We start from the raw sequence: 16,200 nt of genomic DNA on the forward strand, positions 1-16,200 counted from the left end.
AGGGAGGAAGAACATGAAGGCATTTGCAAAGCTTGCCCTCGGCACGGCGCTGGGCCTGGCTCTCTTCGCCGGTTCCGCAAGCGCTCAGAATGTGAAGATCGGTCTCTTGGTGAAGTCCCTCGGCAACGGCTTCTTCGAGGCCGCCAACAAGGGTGCGCAGGAGGCGGCGAAGGAGCTCGGCGGCGTCGAGGTCATCTATACCGGACCGACGACCACCACGGCCGAAGGGCAGATTGAGGTGATCAACGCCCTCATCGCTCAGCGCGTCGACGCGATCGCGATCTCGGCCAACGATCCCGATGCGGTCGTTCCGGCGCTGAAGCGGGCGGCGCAGCGCGGCATCAAGGTGATCTCCTGGGATTCCGCCGTCGGCAAGGACGGGCGGATCGTGCACCTCAACCCGTCGTCGAACGAGCTCATCGGCAATATGTGCCTGAAGCTCGCGGCGTCTCATCTGCCTGACGGCAAGGGCGATTTCGCGATCCTGTCTGCCACCTCCACCTCGACCAACCAGAACACCTGGATTGCCGAGATGAAGAAGCAGCTTCCGAAATATCCCGGCCTGAATCTCGTCACCACCGTCTATGGCGACGACCTGGCGGACAAGAGCTACCGCGAAGCCCAGGGCCTGTTGAAGTCCCATCCGAATGTGAAGGTGATCGTCGCTCCGACGACGGTTGGCGTGCTCGCCGCCTCGCAGGTGGTGAAGGATGCCGGCAAGATCGGGCAGGTCTACGTGACAGGCCTCGGGCTTCCGTCCGAGATGGCCGGTGCAGTTCATTCCGGCGCGACGAAGGAATTCGCGATCTGGAACCCGATCGACCTCGGCTATTCCGCCACGCAGATCGCCTATCGTATCGTCAAAGGGGAAACCGACGGCAAGCCCGGTTCCGAGATCAATGCCGGCCGCATGGGCAAGATCAAGATCGGCGACAACGGCGAGGCCGCGATGGCCGATCCCTTCGTCTACAACAAGAAAAACGTCGACGAATTCGCCAAGATCTTCTGAGATCGTAAAGCCACTCGGAGAGAGGGCGCGGACAGCTGCGCCCTCCTTGCACTCATCGGCACTTGGCAGGGTTTCCCATGTCCGTGGTTCAAGCGGTTCCCGAGGTCCAGACTCCGCTTCTGGAGATGCGTGGCATTTCCAAGTCGTTTCCCGGAGTGAAGGCGCTCGATCATGTGGACGTCGCGCTCTATCCCGGAACGGTGACGGCGTTGATTGGCGAGAATGGCGCGGGCAAATCGACGCTCGTCAAGATCCTGACCGGTATCTATCAGCCGGATGGCGGTGAGATTGTCGTCGATGGTGTTTCCGTGCATTTCGCCAATGCCGAGGCGGCGATCCGGAGCGGCATTACGGCAATCCATCAGGAAACCGTGCTCTTCGACGAGCTCTCGGTCGCCGAGAACATCTTTCTCGGTCACGCGCCGAGAAACCGGCTGGGTCTCGTCAATTGGGGAGCCATGAACGCGCGCGCCGCGGCCCTGCTCACCTCCATCGACGCGCCGATCAGCCCCTATACGCGCCTGAAGGATCTCTCGATCGCGCACCGGCATCTGGTCGCCATCGCGCGTGCGCTGTCCGTCGAGGCCCGCGTCGTCATCATGGACGAGCCGACCGCTGCGCTCTCCTATAAGGAGGTGGAGGATCTCTTCCGGATCATCGAGCGGTTGAAGAAACAGGGCAAGGCAATCCTCTTCATCAGCCACAAGTTCGAAGAGGTCTATCAGATTGCCGAACGATTCGTGGTGTTCCGCGACGGGCGCTCCATCGGTTCCGGTCTGCTGGCACAGACCGGGCAGGACGAGATCGTCCGCATGATGGTCGGCCGTTCCGTCGAGCATGTGTTTCCAAAGGTAGATGTTGCGATCGGGAATACCGTTCTGAAGGTTTCCGGCTACTCGCATCCGACGGAATTCGACAACATCTCCTTCGACCTGCGGCGCGGAGAAATCCTAGGCCTCTATGGGTTGGTCGGAGCAGGGCGCTCGGAATTCTGCCAGGCCTTGTTCGGCATCACCCGTCCCAGCGCAGGGGTAATCGAACTGGAAGGACACAGGATCGACATCCGCTCTCCGGCGGATGCCACGGCCGCCGGCATCGTGTACGTGCCAGAGGAGCGTGGCCGTCACGGTGTCGTTCTGCAGATGCCGATCTTCCAGAACATCTCCATGGCAACGCTCGGAAGCACCACCAAGGCTGGCTTCCTGCGTCAGGCGGAGGAATTCGCCCTGGCCCGGCGCTATGCCGAGCGACTGGATCTTCGTGCCGCAGCGCTCTCCGTTCCTGTCGGCACCCTGTCCGGCGGCAACCAGCAGAAGGTGGTGATCGGAAAGTGGCTCGCCACCAGGCCGAAGGTCATCATCCTGGACGAACCCACAAAGGGCATCGATATCGGCTCGAAAGCCGCGGTGCATGCCTTCATGAGCGAACTCGCAGGCGAGGGGCTGAGCGTGATCATGGTCTCGTCCGAACTGCCTGAAATCTTAGGCATGTCTGACCGCGTGATGGTGATGCGTGAGGGACGGATGGCCGGCATGTGGGAGCGAGACGGTCTCGATGCCGAGACGCTGGTGCGCGCCGCTACGGGCAACGTGTGACCTCGCAGGGCAAGGAATCTGGAACGGGACGATGAGCCGAATCCTGAAGTATCGTGAACTCCTGCTGGCAGCGATTATCATCGTTCTGATCGCGGTCTTCTCCTATCGCGCGCCGGGCTTCGCCTCGCCGGAGAGCCTTGCCAACATCTTCAACGACACCTCCATTCTGATGATCCTGGCGCTCGGCCAGATGGCGGTGATTCTTACCAAGTCCATCGATCTGTCGGTGGCGGCGAATCTGTCCTTTACCGGCATGGCCATCGCCATGATGAACGCCGCTTATCCGCAGATCCCGCTGCCCGTTCTCATCGTGATGGCCATGGGAATCGGGGCGTTTCTCGGCGCGATCAACGGCCTCATGGTGTGGAAGATCGGTATTCCCTCCATCGTGGCGACGCTCGGCACGCTGACGATCTATCGCGGCATGGCCTTCGTGCTCTCAGGCGGAGCCTGGGTCAATCAGACCCAGATGACGCCAGCCTTCCTCAACACGCCCCGTCTCAACGTGCTCGGACTTCCCTTGCTCGGCTGGACCGCCATCCTAGTGATCGCGATTATCAGTCTCGTCTTTACACGCACGGTGTTCGGACGCGCCCTCTACGCGGCGGGCGGCAATCCGACGGCTGCGCTCTATGCGGGGATCGATGTCGGGCGCACACGCTTCTTCGCCTTCGTTCTGTCGGGCGCTCTGGCGGGCCTCTGTGGCTATCTCTGGGTCTCTCGCTATGCGGTTGCCTATGTCGATATCGCCGCCGGGTTCGAACTCGATACGGTCGCGGCCTGCGTGATCGGCGGAATTTCGACGCTCGGAGGCATCGGGTCCGTCGGCGGCGCAATCCTTGGTGCCCTGTTCCTCGGCACGATCAAGAATGCATTGCCGGTGATCAATATCTCTCCGTTCTGGCAGATGGCCATTTCCGGCTTCGTGATCATCGTTGCCGTTCTCTTCAATGCGCGGCAGGAGAAACGGAAAGGACGGCTCATTCTTCGCGATGCCGTGAAACGCAGTCCGACGCTGACGGAAGCGCAGGCCGAAGGAGCAGCCGCATGAGCACGCTCACTCTGGAGAAGCAGCCGACACGGCATATTCCCGACAAGCTCTCGACTCCGGCCGGGCGAATTCTCGGCAGCTGGGAGGCCCTGCTTGCCGCCGTCGCCATTGCGATCTTCATCGCAAACTCGCTGGCGTCTCCTCACTTCCTCGATCCGTGGAACCTGTCGGACGCGACCTACAACTTCACCGAAAAGGCGATGATCGCCTTCGCCATGACATTGCTGATCGTCTCGGGCGAGATCGATCTCTCGGTGGCTGCCATCATTGCGCTGGCTTCAACGGCCATGGGAGCCGCTGCGCAAGCCGGTTTTCAGACTCCGTCTCTCGCTGGGATCGGGCTTGGTGTTGGATTGCTCTGTGGAGCCTTCAACGGCTTTCTGGTGGCACGCGTCGGGCTTCCATCCATCGTCGTCACCATCGGGACCATGAGCCTGTTTCGGGGCATCGCCCAGATCGTCCTCGGCGATCGGGCCTATGGCGGCTATCCTGCGAGCTTCGCGTGGTTCGGGCAGGGCTATATGTCGGATTTTTCCTGGTGGCCGACGCTTCCCGGCTTTGAAGTCGTCACTTTCGAGATGGTAGCCTTCGTCATCGTCGCTCTCGCCTTCGGCATCCTGCTCCACTGGACCGCTTTTGGGCGGCGGATTTACGCCATCGGTAACAATGCCTTTGCGGCGCAGTTCTCCGGCATCCCGGTTCAGCGCACCAAGTTCATGCTCTTCCTGATGACCGGCTTCATGAGCGGATTCGCGGCTGTCTGTCTCACATCACGATTGGGCTCGACTCGCCACACCATCGCAGCAGGCTGGGAGCTCGAGGTGGTCACCATGGCGGTGCTCGGCGGCGTCAGCATCCTGGGCGGCTCGGGCACGATTCCGGGCGTCGTGCTCGCTGCCATTGTCATGGGGCTCGTGACCTTCGGTCTTGGACTTCTCAACGTCCCTGGCATCGTCATGTCGATTTTCATCGGCCTGCTGCTGATCCTCGTCATTGCGCTGCCGATCGTCATCCGTCGCATCCGTTCAAAGGCTGCCGCATGAGCACGAAAGAGAAATACGCCTTCAAGATGCAACTCAATCCGGGCATGGAGGATGAGTATCGCCGCCGGCATGACGAGATCTGGCCGGAACTGGTCGAGCTTCTGAAGGAGGCGGGTGTCGAGGATTACTCGATCCATCTCGACCGGGAGACAGGCATTCTGTTCGGCGTTTTATGGCGGCGGGTGGATCATCGCATGGCGGATCTGCCAAGCCATCCGGTGATGAAACGCTGGTGGGCCCATATGGCCGACATCATGGCGACAAATCCCGACAATTCGCCGGTCGATAAGCCGCTCATCACCGTCTTTCATATGGAATGATTTCATGAAAGTCGCTGTGCTCGATGTCGGCAAGACCAATGTCAAGACCGTCATCGTCAATGCCCGGGAAAGGCGCGAGATCGCTGCCCGGACACGTCCCAACAGAGTTCTGACCGACGGACTCTATCCGCATTTCGACGTGGATGGGATTTTCGCGTTCTTCCTGCAGTCCTTGACGGAGCTCAACGCGGAATTCGGGTTCGATGCCATTTCGATCACCGCCCATGGCGCGAGCGGTGCGCTTTTGGGTGCGGAAGGACTGGCGCTTCCCGTCCTCGACTATGAATTCCGCTACCCGGCAGAAATCGAAGCCGCTTATGACGCGATCAGGCCGGATTTTTCAGAAACGTTTTCGCCACGCCTTCCCGGCGGCCTCAATCTCGGAGCGCAGCTGCACTATCAGAAAACGGCCTTTCCGGGCGCCTTCAAGAAAGTGCAGACCATCGTCACCTACCCGCAATATTGGAGCTGGCGGCTGACAGGAATTGCTGCCACCGAGGTGACATCTCTCGGATGCCACACGGATCTCTGGAGACCAAGACAGGGGCGCTTCTCCTCGCTCGTCGAGACACTCGGGATCGCCGACAATCTGGCTCCCGTCAGAAAGCCGTCCGATCTTCTGGGGTCTGTGACGGAGGAAATCTCCGCGAAGATCGGACTTGCTCTACCCGTGCCCGTCTATTGCGGCATTCACGACTCGAATGCCTCGCTCCTGCCCCATCTCGGTCAGCATGAGGCCCCGTTCTCCGTGGTCTCGACAGGCACATGGGTCGTGATCTTCGCGGTCGGCGGCGATCTCGATCATCTCGACTCGAAGCGTGATACGCTCGCAAACGTGGACGCGCTTGGTCGCGCCGTGCCTTCCGCCCGTTTCATGGGAGGGCGTGAGTTCGAATTGCTGACAAAAGGGCAGGGGGCAGCCACGCCGGAAGCGATCCATCGTGTCGTGGAGGAGCGCATTGTCCTGACCCCGAGCGTCGTGTCCGGATGCGGGCCGTTTCCCGATGCCGAGCATCGTCTCGTCAATGCTTCAAACGAACTTGATTTAGACGGGACCTATGTCGCAGCCTCGCTCTACGCGGCGCTCATGACGAAGGCTTGCCTCGACCTGACGCGCGCGGCAGGTCCTGTTATCGTGGAAGGACCCTTTGCACGGAATGCGCTTTATACCGAGGCCTTGTCGAAGGCGACCGGGCGCCCGGTCATCGCCGTTTCCAGTTCGACCGGAACGAGCGTTGGTGCTGCTCTCCTCGCGCTTGAATCCTCAGCCCAAAGCTCATTTCAGGAAGGCAGGGAGGCATCCTCCCATCAACTCCCTGAAAGCTTTCAGCGCTATTGTGCAGAGTGGAACGCTCTGCTGGAGACGAGCTGATCGGAGAAATCCAAGACTCCGAACGGCGATATCGATGCATCGTTAAATCGTTCAAAAAGTATTAACTCGTTATCGCAAGATCAGCGACTAAACTCATTCTCAGCCTGCCATATTCCAGCCGCACTGCAACGCTTAGCTTGAAAAACAATCCAGTTGGAACATTGGAAAAGCGAAACAGGCTACTGATGAAATTGGAACGAAAGAACCTAACACCCGCTGTGGATACGAATGCCATCCTGTCCGAACTTGAACGCACGATGGTTGCATCGATTGCTTTGATGAAGCGTCTGCGGCGTGAGAGAAGGCGTTCGATCCGGATCGAGCGTTCGACCGAAGAGCAGAGCGTCTGATCGCAGCGCGATCGATCCTGCCGTGAAACCAGGGCGCGGCTTGTCGCCACTCACCACGAGGGCCTTGCCGGAACCTCGATGCGAGAGCCGCGCCGGTTGACAGCGTTTGTGATGGGCGACGTTCCGAAGCGGGTTCTGTATTCCGTGGGACACACACCCGTGTGACGCTTGAACAGGTCCCGGAAGAAAATCACATCTTCATAGCCCACGGCCTGACTGACCTCCTGAATGGTCTGCTGTCCGCCTTCCAACAGTCTCTTCGCCATGGTCACGCGAATGGTGTGGATGTAGCTCAAGGGGGTATGTCCCGTCGCGTCCTTGAATCGGCGGACAAAGTTGCGAGGACTCATTCCGACTCTGGCCGCGATGGCGTCCACGCCGATGGGTCGTTGAAAATGCCTGTGCACCCAGTCCTGCGCGCGCTGGATGCATTCATCATTGTGATCCCTGCGCAGCATGACATCGGCGAATGCGACCTGCCATGTTCGCGGCATCTCGATCAGCAGGGCCTTGGCACATTCCAGCGCCACGTCGCGGCCTGCAAACCTCTCCACCAAGTAGAGGCTCAGATCAGCGGCCGAATTGATGCCGCCGCTGCAGGCGACATCGCCCTCATCGGTGATGAGGTAATCCGGCTGCCAATCCACATCGGGAAAGCGTCTGCGGTAGATTTCCGCCAAGCCCCAATGCGTCGTTGCGCGCTTTCCATCGAGCAATCCCGCCTCGGCGAGAAGGGCCACTCCCGAACAGACGCCCGCAACCTTTGTTCCCGCATCGGCCCATGTCGTCAGCCACGGAATGATGCCGGCATTACGTTCGATGACGGCATCGATGGAATAACCTTTCTGCATCATTGTATCGAGCGGCAATCCGCCTGCGGGAACGAACACGATATCCGGTTGCTCGACGCTCTCGATTGCGCAGGACGGGAGAAGTGAGACCAGCTGATCGGTGACGGCAGGGCCGCCCCCGAGCGATGCCGTTGTGACACGGAAACGGGGTTCCGGGGGTCTGCCGCTCAGAAGATTCCAAAGGACGCCGGCATTGCGGAAGATCTCCATCGGGAGAAGGGCCGTCGAGGCGCATCCGCCATTCAGGAACAGAACGACCACGTGGAGCATCGGCGTGTCTCCTTGGCAGTTTTGCCCTCTCACGTTGTCATGATCGCCTCTCCTGAGCAAGTGAACTTCAGGGCACAATCGGGCTGAGTTGGTCGCGTTCGTCGCCCGGCGTCGGACGATCTCGCCTGCGGGCGCTCCGCCTTTCCATCAACCTGGGAATCTGTGCTCATGACGACCTTCATCGCTCAGCGCTGCCGTCTCTCAGCAAGATCCGTCCTTCTCTCCGCAACTGCCATCTTGGCCATTCTCGCGGCAGGGCCGGCCGCGGCCTGTCCGCTCGGAAGTCACGACAGCCCGCGCGTGCGGATGCTGCATGCCCTGCAGAAGCCGGGCCAGCATGGCGCCGGACATCATATGAATGTCGCGCAACTGCAATCGCAGCCGCAGGAGGCTCAGCCAAAGCGCACAGAGCTCGGCACTTACAGCCGTGACTTGCCAAAGGGAGCTGCCGCCCCGCGCTCGGATGGGAAGCCGCCTCTTTACGATAATCTCGGCCAGCTCTCCTGGGCCGTGACCAAGGACAAGAACGGGCAGGCTCAGGCTTATTTCGATCAGGGCTATCGGCTGGGCTGGGGCTTCAATCATGCGGAAGCGGCGCGCGCCTTCCGGGCCGCGCAGGACCTGGATCCGAACTGCGCCATGTGTCTCTGGGGTGAGGCCTGGGTGCTCGGCCCGCATATCAACTATCCGATGGACGCCGATGCGAATGCGCGCGCGGTCGTCGTGCTCGAGAAAGCGCGGAGCCTCGCACCGAACGGCGGCGACCTGCAGGTTGCCCTGGTAGAAGCGCTGTCAAAGCGGCACTCACCCGATCCCTCGGCTGATCGCAAGGCGCTGGACCAGGCTTATGCGGATGCCATGGAAGCCGTGCAGGCCCGCTTCCCACAGAATGCTCATGTGGCACTGCTCACCGCCGATGCGATCATGAATCTAACGCCATGGGATTACTGGGCGGATGGCGGCAAGACGCCGAAAGGAAAGACGGAGCGGATGGTTGCCCTGATCGAGGGCGTTCTCGGGACGAAGCAACTCGGACCTTTGGAGCCAGATCCCGATCATCCGGGCGCCATCCATCTCTACATCCATGCCATCGAGTCCTCGGACCATCCGGAGCAGGCGGCGCCTCATGCGGAACGGCTGGAGAAGTTGATTCCGGGCGCCGGGCATCTGGTGCATATGCCGAGCCATATCTGGTATCGCCTCGGCCGTTGGCGCGAGAGTCTCGACGCGAATGTGCGTGCGGCGGCGGCCGATGAAGCTTTCCTGAAGCAGGACAGTGCGAGCCTCCTCTATTCCGAGGCCTATTACGCGCACAACGTCCATTTCGTCATGGTCTCCGCCCTGACGGGAGGCGATGGGCAGACGACCCTCGATGCGGCGCAAAAACTGTCCGGCATCGTCTCGGATCGCGCCAAGCGTGAGGTTCCGTGGACGCAGCCGATCGCTGCTGCGCCATATAACGCCCATGCTCTCTTCTCGAAGCCCGAGGATGTACTGGCGCTTCCTAAGCCGCAGGGTGACTTTCCCTTGGTCGAAGCTTCCTGGCACTATGCGCGCGGCGTTGCTCTGGCCCGTCTCGGGCGTGCGGATGAAGCGCGTGCGGAAGCTGCTGCAATTGACGCCTTGGCGAAGAGACCGGAGGTCACGGCTCTGCCCGATGCCGGCGTGCCCGGACCTGACGTGTTGACCATTGCAGCCCGCGAGGTCGAGGCGCGGATCGCACAGGCGGCGGGCGATCAGGCCAAGGCCGCCACGTTGTTCGCGGAGGCCGCCACCATCCAGGATCGGCTGCCTTATATGGAGCCGCCATACTGGTACTATCCGGTGCATCAGTCCCTCGGGGCGGCGCTGATGGCCCAGGGAAAGCCCGCGGAGGCTGAGGACGCTTTCCGTGCAGCGCTCCAGCGCTCACCGAACAACGGCTGGGCAGCCGCCGGATTGCTTCTTGCTGCAAAGGCGCGCGGTGATCAGAAAACGGTCGAGGAAGCACAGACGCTGATGCAGAAGAACTGGTTCGGCACGGATATGCCGGTACCCGATCAACTCTGAACCAGCGTCATCGGATTGCGATCATGGAGAAAGGCTCCGGTGGATGTTATCGGAGCCTTTCTCCATCAGGTCATCCGTGATGTGTCTCTCCGCCAGAACCAGACGGGAAGCAAGCCCGCCCGACCGCGGATCGCCGTGGGAAATGGCCCATCGAGGACCCCGGAGGCAAGAACCGAGCGCGCCGGCCCCGCGGCTTGGTAGAGGGCATCGCTCAAAGCAAGATCGGCGTGATGAGAGGCTGCCACTTCCATCAACCGGCTTGCCACATTGACCGTATCGCCGGTCGTCGTGATGTGCTGGTGGCTGTCGCCTCCGAGCCGCGATGCGATGATCCGTCCGTAGTGGGCGCCGATCTTGAAGCCGATCCGCGATGCGATCGGCAGTGGCAGCGCCGCAAGCCAACTCTCCATGTGCATGCAAAGGGCAACGCAGGCTGCCAGAGCATGGCCGGCATCCTGAGGAGAAGGGTCCGGAAGCCCGAACACGATCATGGCGCCATCTCCCATGAAGCTGGCGACGATGCCGTGGTTGCGCACGGTTTCCTGGTCGACAAGAGTGTGGAAGCTTCGAAGAACCTCGCGTGTCTGGTCGAGAGGAAGGATTTCGGTCAGGCCTGTGAATCCCGACAGATCGATGAAGATCAACGCAGCCTGTTGACGGACTGGTTTTACGAGAAAGGTCGGATCCTTTGTCAGCCTCTCGGTCAGACTCGGCGGCTGGAAGCTCTGCAGGGTCCTGCTTTGTACGCTCAAGAACTCCGCCCGGTTGCGATCAAGCCAGAGCCACGCCGCTCCAAACAGAATGGCAGGAGGCAGAGCTGCTGCAAGAGGCAGAGTCGCACTGAGCCAGATGCCGCGTGTGAATGCCACGATCGTCACTCCGATCCATAGAGTGACGATGCCGGCGATGAGAGCAAATCCCCAGATGCTGCGATGCCAGGAGAGAAGGATAACGAACAAAACCGGCAGAATGACCGCCATCGCGGCATCGATGAGACGAACATGCCGGTCACGCACGAGCCCGTCGCTCTCCATCAGATGCGTGATGGCTGTCGCCAAAACCTCGACACCCGGCATGACTGGATCGAAGGGGGTCGGAAAAGTGTCGCCACCGCCCGTGACCGTCGCGCCGATCACGACGATCTTGTCGCGAACCGCATCGTCTGGAACATTGCCGTTCAGGATATGACCCGCGCTGATCGTGCGAATAGTGCCGCCAGGGCCATAGAAGCGCAGGGGCAGGGCGTATCCTCTCTCGGTGCTCGTCGGTATGCCGCCGATGTCAATACCGTCCTGGTGAAGAACAGGATCCTGCTTTACGGCAACGGAAACGGTCCGCAAAGGAAAGGATGGCAGGATCTGACCGGTCGACCGCAGCAAGAGAGGGATATGGCGCGGAACGCCCGATGCGTCCGTCGCAATGTTGACGAACCCGAGAGCCGCGACGCTCGCCAGTGTTTCAAGCGGCAGAAGCAGACTTTGCGCGGCAGGAAGCCCCTCAAGGTTATCACCGGTGGAATTGGGTGCATCCTGCGCGCCGCGCCTGAACAGGCCGGCAGCGGCGAGAACGCTCGGCGTTTCGCGAAGGGCACCGGTGAGTGCAAGATCGCCTTCTGCCGGACCTTGATCGATGAACAGGATGTCGAGAGCGATCGCCTTCGGCTTCATGCTCCCGAGCGCTGAAACAAGACGGGCCATGGTGGATCTGGAGAGGGGATAGGACCCTGCATCGTGAACCGTCTGGTCATCGATGGCGATGATGGTGACCGCGTCCGGAGCCGGGCGAGGGCCCTGGATCAGAAAGCGCAAATCTGTGAGGGGCGCTTCCACGCGGTCGAGGAAGGACGCGTGGCCCTGCCAATGCGACAGCGCAAGCCCTGCACCCCAGAGACCGGCCAAAACCGCCGCGATCAGGGTGAAGACATGGTGCCGACCCATTTTCGGATTCTATCGCCCAAAGCGTGCCAAGAGAGCGGACGCGCGGGCGGCGGGCCATCGTCTGACGACCAGAGGTGCCGTCCCCGGTTCCACATCCACGCCTTCCCCCGGACCGAGATTGACGCTGGCCGTTCTGCCGCTCGACCGCCTGACGGATACGCGCCCGGTCACGACGAAAACGGCTGTCTTGCCTCCAGCCACATCGACGGCCCATTGCGTGCCGCGCACGGCTGCGATGGCCTGAGGGGTCAGGGTCTCGAAGCCTTGCCTGCCGATTCGTGTCGGTGCGTCGATGAAAATGGCGCGGCTCCGCAGGCTGACCGCATCGGGCTGGTTATCCCTGTTCCGATCGACGAGACTGTATTCGGCTCCGGCCTCGGCCTCGATGGTCAACCCGTCACGACAGCGGAGAATCTGCCTCTGTGGCGCCGCTGCAGCCTGCAGCGCGCACCCGGCATTCTGCGCCTGTGCTTTCTCGGGAAACAGAAAGAGAGCAAGAAGAACAGGCAGGATGTACTCGATAACTGCAAGGCCGCTCACCCGACGACCTGTTCGATCCCATGCCATGATGTAACTCCGTCGCCAAAGGACCGGCCGTCATCGTGAAAGGCATACAGATTTTGATGGGTTATAATACTATGAAGGCTTGCGAAGGGCTAGGGAAGGACAGGCCCTGAACATGCCTTGGACCAGCCCCGGATGCTGCAGGGCGCCTCTCTTGTCCACCGATCCTCTATCTATTGACGCCGTGCGACAAAGAAGAGGCGTGGGAAGCGCAGCAAGACCTTCCCGTCCTGCTGAGTGGGATAGGCTTGTGCGATCGCAGCATGGTATCGGCGCAGATACTCGGAGCGCTCCTCCGGCGAGAGCGGGTCGATATAAGGCTTCAGCCCGGTGCTCTTGAACCATTCGACGATCGCCTCGGCGCCATCGAGGGGATGAATATAGGTCGTTTGCCAAATATCGACAGCGCACCCGGCCTGCCGCAGCCAGCCATAATAATCCTCGAACGATCCGATCGTCTCTTTTGCCTTAATCGCGGAGGACAGTTTCTCTGCCCATCGTGTCTCTTGCGCAATCTGCGCCATAAGCCGGTGGGAGGGCTCGTTCAGATTGTTCGGCATTTGAACGGCAAGACATCCTCCGTCTTTCAAGAAGGAGACGAGGCGTTTGAGAAGACCGGGATGTCCCGGTAGCCATTGCAGGACGGCATTGGCGAAGATCAGATCGAAACGTTCGTCCGTCTGCCAATTCGCGATGTCTGCTTCCTCGAAGCGCAGATCCGGCAACCGTGCTCGTGCCTTGGCGAGCATGTCCGGCGAATTGTCGATTCCAAGGACACGTGCTGCCGGATAGCGCTTGGCGATCAACTCCGTGCTGTTCCCGGGGCCGCATCCGATGTCGACGCAACTCGTGGCCTCTTCCAAGGGCACGCGCCCAAGCAGATCAATGGATGGCCTTGTGCGCTCGTCCTCGAATTTCAGGTATAGTCCCGCATTCCAGTCCACCAACGGAAAGTCCTCCTCATTCCAGTCTGCGAAGCCGCAAAGCATGGATGTGACACCTACAGCAAAACTCTATTCAAGGAGAGCGAAAACCTGCTGAGGACGATCAATGCCTCGCAGCCGATGGCGACCGAGGTCGGCGAGGGGCAGATCGACCTCCCGTGCAAAGGCCCTTGAGACAATCACCTTTCGATCAAGCTGTTTCGCCAGATCCAAAAGCCGGCTTGCTCGGTTCACGGCGGGGCCGATGACCGTGAAATCCAGTCGATGAGATGCGCCCACATTGCCGTAGGCGACCTCTCCGAAATGCAGGGAGAGAGAATGTCTCAGAGGAGCGCTGCCTGCCGATCTGCGGACTTGGTTTTCGGCATCTGTTCTCAGACAGAATTCGCGTGCCGCAGCAAGGGCGTTCCGGCACACGGCCGTGCTGTCCTGCTCAGGAGATGTCGGAAAGATTGCCAGTACGGCGTCGCCGATGAACTTGAGCACCTCGCCGCCATGGGCTTCGACGACTTCCCCAATGATGCCGAACCAAGCATTCAGATCGGCCAGCACATCCGGAATCGGTGCCTGCTCCGACAAATGGGTGAAGCCGCGAAGATCGGTGAACCAGATCGCAGACTCGATGAATTCCACCGCGCCGCGATCCACCCGACCCTCGATGATGCGTTGACCTGTTCGAGGCCCGACATAGGTGTCGAGCAGATCGATGGCGATACGGCGCAGCACATGTCGTTCCAGATAGGGGCTCAGCATCATCGCTGCGCGTTCGAGGTTGTCGATGGTTGCCTCATCGAATCCTTGCAGATCCTGCGTGGCAAACGAGATGGCGGCCGTGCGGGTCTGATCGAGGAATGGCAACGGATACATGATGTAATCCGTCGCTCCGGATAGCCTTAGCTCTTCGAGCAGTGGCATGTCGGGACAGGGCTCATCAAGCCTGCGACGGAAAGGCCTGCTCGTTTCGTCCACGATGCGGGTCGGGCTGTTCAGATACGACGGTGATGTTGCCGCTGTGGCCCGGTCGGATTCCCGCACGGAGAGGCTCTCGTCTATCCAGACATGCTGCCAGCCGCTGACTTCCGGATGCAGCACCTCCAGGCCAAGGGATGCGCGCCAGACGGGCCAACCGACCCGGACGACCTCGCGGCAGAAGCCCGCAAACAGACCCTTCACATTCTCGCGCGGCGCCTGATCGACCAGCCAGCGCCCTATCCCATCAATTCGATCCATAGCGCTCGTACCTGTCCCGCCATGATGATCCATCTGACCATCCTGGCGGGGTTCTGGCAAACGTTCGGGCGGGCGGATGTCTTCACGTGGACGCGAGGATTCCCCTTTTGCCTGCGACGGGGAGGCGGTAAAACGGCGCGTCCCGCCTTGAGCGCGGGTGCTGTTGCCAATTCTTCGCGGCGTATCATGAGGAACCTTCCGTGACCGACCAGCTTCCTGCCGTTCTCGACCGTATCGATGCCGATCTGGACAAGAGTCTCGAGCGTCTCTTCGAACTCATCCGCATCCCCAGCATCTCGACGGATCCGGCTTACAAGGACGATTGCCGTCGGACGGCGGAATGGCTGGCGGCGGAACTGCGGCAACTGGGTTTCGATGCCTCGGCTCGCACGACACAAGGCCATCCCATGGTCGTGGGGCATCAGGTCCAAGGAGCCAAGGGGCCGCATGTACTGTTCTACGGCCACTATGACGTGCAGCCTGTCGATCCCATCGAGCTGTGGAATACGCCGCCCTTCGAGCCGACTCTCGTGGCGGCTCCCAACGGCGATACCTGGATCGTCGCGCGGGGCGCGTCGGACGACAAGGGCGCCCTGATGACCTTCATCGAAGCCTGTCGGGCCTGGAAAGCGGTATCGGGCGAGTTGCCGGTCCGTGTGTCGGTCCTTCTCGAAGGCGAGGAGGAATCCGGCAGCCCGAGCCTCAAGCCGTTCCTGGTGGCTCACAAAGACGAACTGGCGGCGGATGTCGCTCTCGTCTGCGACACCGACATGTGGGACCACGATACGCCGGCGATCACCACCATGCTGCGCGGTTTGGTCGGGGAGGAGGTGGAAATCACCTGTGCCGACAAGGATCTCCACTCCGGCATGTTCGGCTCCGCCGCACGCAACCCGATCCATCTCCTGACCGAGATCCTCGCGACGTTGCGCGATGCCGATGGACGCATCACCCTGCCGGGCTTCTATGACGGCGTGCAGGAACTTCCCGCTGAAGTGAAGGATCAATGGAACCGCCTGCCATTCGACGGGGCCGGCTTTCTCGGACAGGTGGGCTTGAGCATTCCGGCCGGCGAGAAAGGACGTAGCGTGCTGGAGCAGGTCTGGGCGCGTCCGACCTGCGAAGTGAACGGGATCGTCGGGGGCTATACGGGCGAGGGCTTCAAGACGGTCATCCCCTCAAAGGCTTCCGCCAAGGTTTCGTTCCGCCTCGTGACGGGACAGGACCCGGCCAAGGTCCGGGAGGCTTTCCGGGCTCATGTTCAGTCTCGTATTCCGGCGGATTGCACCGTGACGTTCAAGGAACATGGCGGCAGCCCGGCGCTCAGCCTGCCGCTGGATGGGCCTTGGCTCAAGCCGACCCTGGATGCTCTCACGGAGGAGTGGGGCCGCGAGGCGGCACTGGCAGGAACGGGCGGTTCCATCCCGATCGTCGGCGATTTCAAGCGCATGCTCAACATGGATGCGCTCATGGTCGGCTTCGCCCGCTTCGATAACCGGGTCCATTCGCCGAACGAGAAATACGATCTGTCAAGCTTCCATCACGGCATTCGCTCATGGGCCCGAATATTGGCCGCGCTTGCGAAATAAGAAGCATGGCTTGAATTTCGTATGTC

13 protein-coding genes are annotated in these 16,200 nt (G+C 60.9%); 8 read left to right on the plus strand and 5 right to left on the minus strand.

Going from position 1 to position 16,200, the window contains the following annotated elements; all coding sequences use genetic code 11:
* Positions 1 to 13 precede the first annotated feature (13 nt).
* The 6 genes from rhaS (at position 14) to JO965_RS07995 (ending at position 6,390) form a co-directional block, all read left to right on the plus strand.
* Positions 14 to 1,009 carry a rhamnose ABC transporter substrate-binding protein gene (gene rhaS, locus JO965_RS07970; RefSeq protein ID WP_203443145.1) on the plus strand — a complete coding sequence of 332 codons (996 nt, stop codon included), beginning with the start codon at positions 14 to 16 and terminating at the stop codon, positions 1,007 to 1,009.
* A gap of 77 nt (positions 1,010 to 1,086) precedes the next feature.
* On the plus strand, positions 1,087 to 2,604 hold the full coding sequence (locus tag JO965_RS07975; protein ID WP_203443146.1) for a sugar ABC transporter ATP-binding protein: 1,518 nt from the start codon (positions 1,087 to 1,089) through the stop codon (positions 2,602 to 2,604).
* A gap of 31 nt (positions 2,605 to 2,635) precedes the next feature.
* Positions 2,636 to 3,655: an ABC transporter permease gene (locus JO965_RS07980; protein WP_203443147.1), complete on the plus strand. Its 1,020-nt coding sequence runs from the start codon at positions 2,636 to 2,638 to the stop codon at positions 3,653 to 3,655.
* On the plus strand, positions 3,652 to 4,698 hold the full coding sequence (locus JO965_RS07985; RefSeq protein ID WP_203443148.1) for an ABC transporter permease: 1,047 nt from the start codon (positions 3,652 to 3,654) through the stop codon (positions 4,696 to 4,698). Before JO965_RS07980 ends, JO965_RS07985 begins: the two co-directional genes overlap by 4 nt.
* Positions 4,695 to 5,018: an L-rhamnose mutarotase gene (rhaM, locus tag JO965_RS07990; RefSeq protein WP_203443149.1), complete on the plus strand. Its 324-nt coding sequence runs from the start codon at positions 4,695 to 4,697 to the stop codon at positions 5,016 to 5,018. Before JO965_RS07985 ends, rhaM begins: the two co-directional genes overlap by 4 nt.
* 4 nt (positions 5,019 to 5,022) lie before the next feature.
* Positions 5,023 to 6,390 (plus strand): FGGY-family carbohydrate kinase, encoded by a 1,368-nt coding sequence (locus JO965_RS07995; protein ID WP_203443150.1) that lies wholly within the window; start codon positions 5,023 to 5,025, stop codon positions 6,388 to 6,390.
* A 400-nt stretch (positions 6,391 to 6,790) separates the two neighbouring features.
* On the opposite strand, the gene JO965_RS08000 is transcribed toward JO965_RS07995, so the two are convergent.
* A complete protein-coding gene (locus JO965_RS08000) occupies positions 6,791 to 7,861 on the minus strand; it encodes a GlxA family transcriptional regulator (RefSeq protein ID WP_203443151.1) in 1,071 nt (356 codons plus the stop codon).
* A gap of 168 nt (positions 7,862 to 8,029) precedes the next feature.
* On the opposite strand from JO965_RS08000, the gene JO965_RS08005 reads away from it, so the two are divergent.
* A complete protein-coding gene (locus JO965_RS08005; protein ID WP_203443152.1) occupies positions 8,030 to 9,910 on the plus strand; it encodes a tetratricopeptide repeat protein in 1,881 nt (626 codons plus the stop codon).
* A 65-nt stretch (positions 9,911 to 9,975) separates the two neighbouring features.
* Here JO965_RS08005 and JO965_RS08010 read toward each other — a convergent pair whose 3' ends face one another.
* The 4 genes from JO965_RS08010 to JO965_RS08025 form a co-directional block, all read right to left on the minus strand.
* Positions 9,976 to 11,847 (minus strand): CHASE2 domain-containing protein, encoded by a 1,872-nt coding sequence (locus JO965_RS08010; protein ID WP_203443153.1) that lies wholly within the window; start codon positions 11,845 to 11,847, stop codon positions 9,976 to 9,978.
* Positions 11,848 to 11,856: 9 nt separating this feature from the next.
* The gene (locus JO965_RS08015) at positions 11,857 to 12,414 is read right to left on the minus strand and encodes a FecR domain-containing protein (protein ID WP_203443154.1); all 558 of its coding nucleotides are present in this window, start codon (positions 12,412 to 12,414) and stop codon (positions 11,857 to 11,859) included.
* 170 nt (positions 12,415 to 12,584) lie between these two features.
* Positions 12,585 to 13,358 carry a trans-aconitate 2-methyltransferase gene (gene tam / locus JO965_RS08020; RefSeq protein WP_203443155.1) on the minus strand — a complete coding sequence of 258 codons (774 nt, stop codon included), beginning with the start codon at positions 13,356 to 13,358 and terminating at the stop codon, positions 12,585 to 12,587.
* 66 nt (positions 13,359 to 13,424) lie between these two features.
* A complete protein-coding gene (locus JO965_RS08025; RefSeq protein WP_203443156.1) occupies positions 13,425 to 14,618 on the minus strand; it encodes an adenylate/guanylate cyclase domain-containing protein in 1,194 nt (397 codons plus the stop codon).
* Between the two features lie 167 nt (positions 14,619 to 14,785).
* On the opposite strand from JO965_RS08025, the gene JO965_RS08030 reads away from it, so the two are divergent.
* Positions 14,786 to 16,174 (plus strand): dipeptidase, encoded by a 1,389-nt coding sequence (locus JO965_RS08030; RefSeq protein WP_203443157.1) that lies wholly within the window; start codon positions 14,786 to 14,788, stop codon positions 16,172 to 16,174.
* The last annotated feature ends 26 nt before the right edge of the window (positions 16,175 to 16,200 follow it).

Source organism: Microvirga sp. VF16 (assembly GCF_016864375.1).
Lineage (GTDB): Bacteria > Pseudomonadota > Alphaproteobacteria > Rhizobiales > Beijerinckiaceae > Microvirga.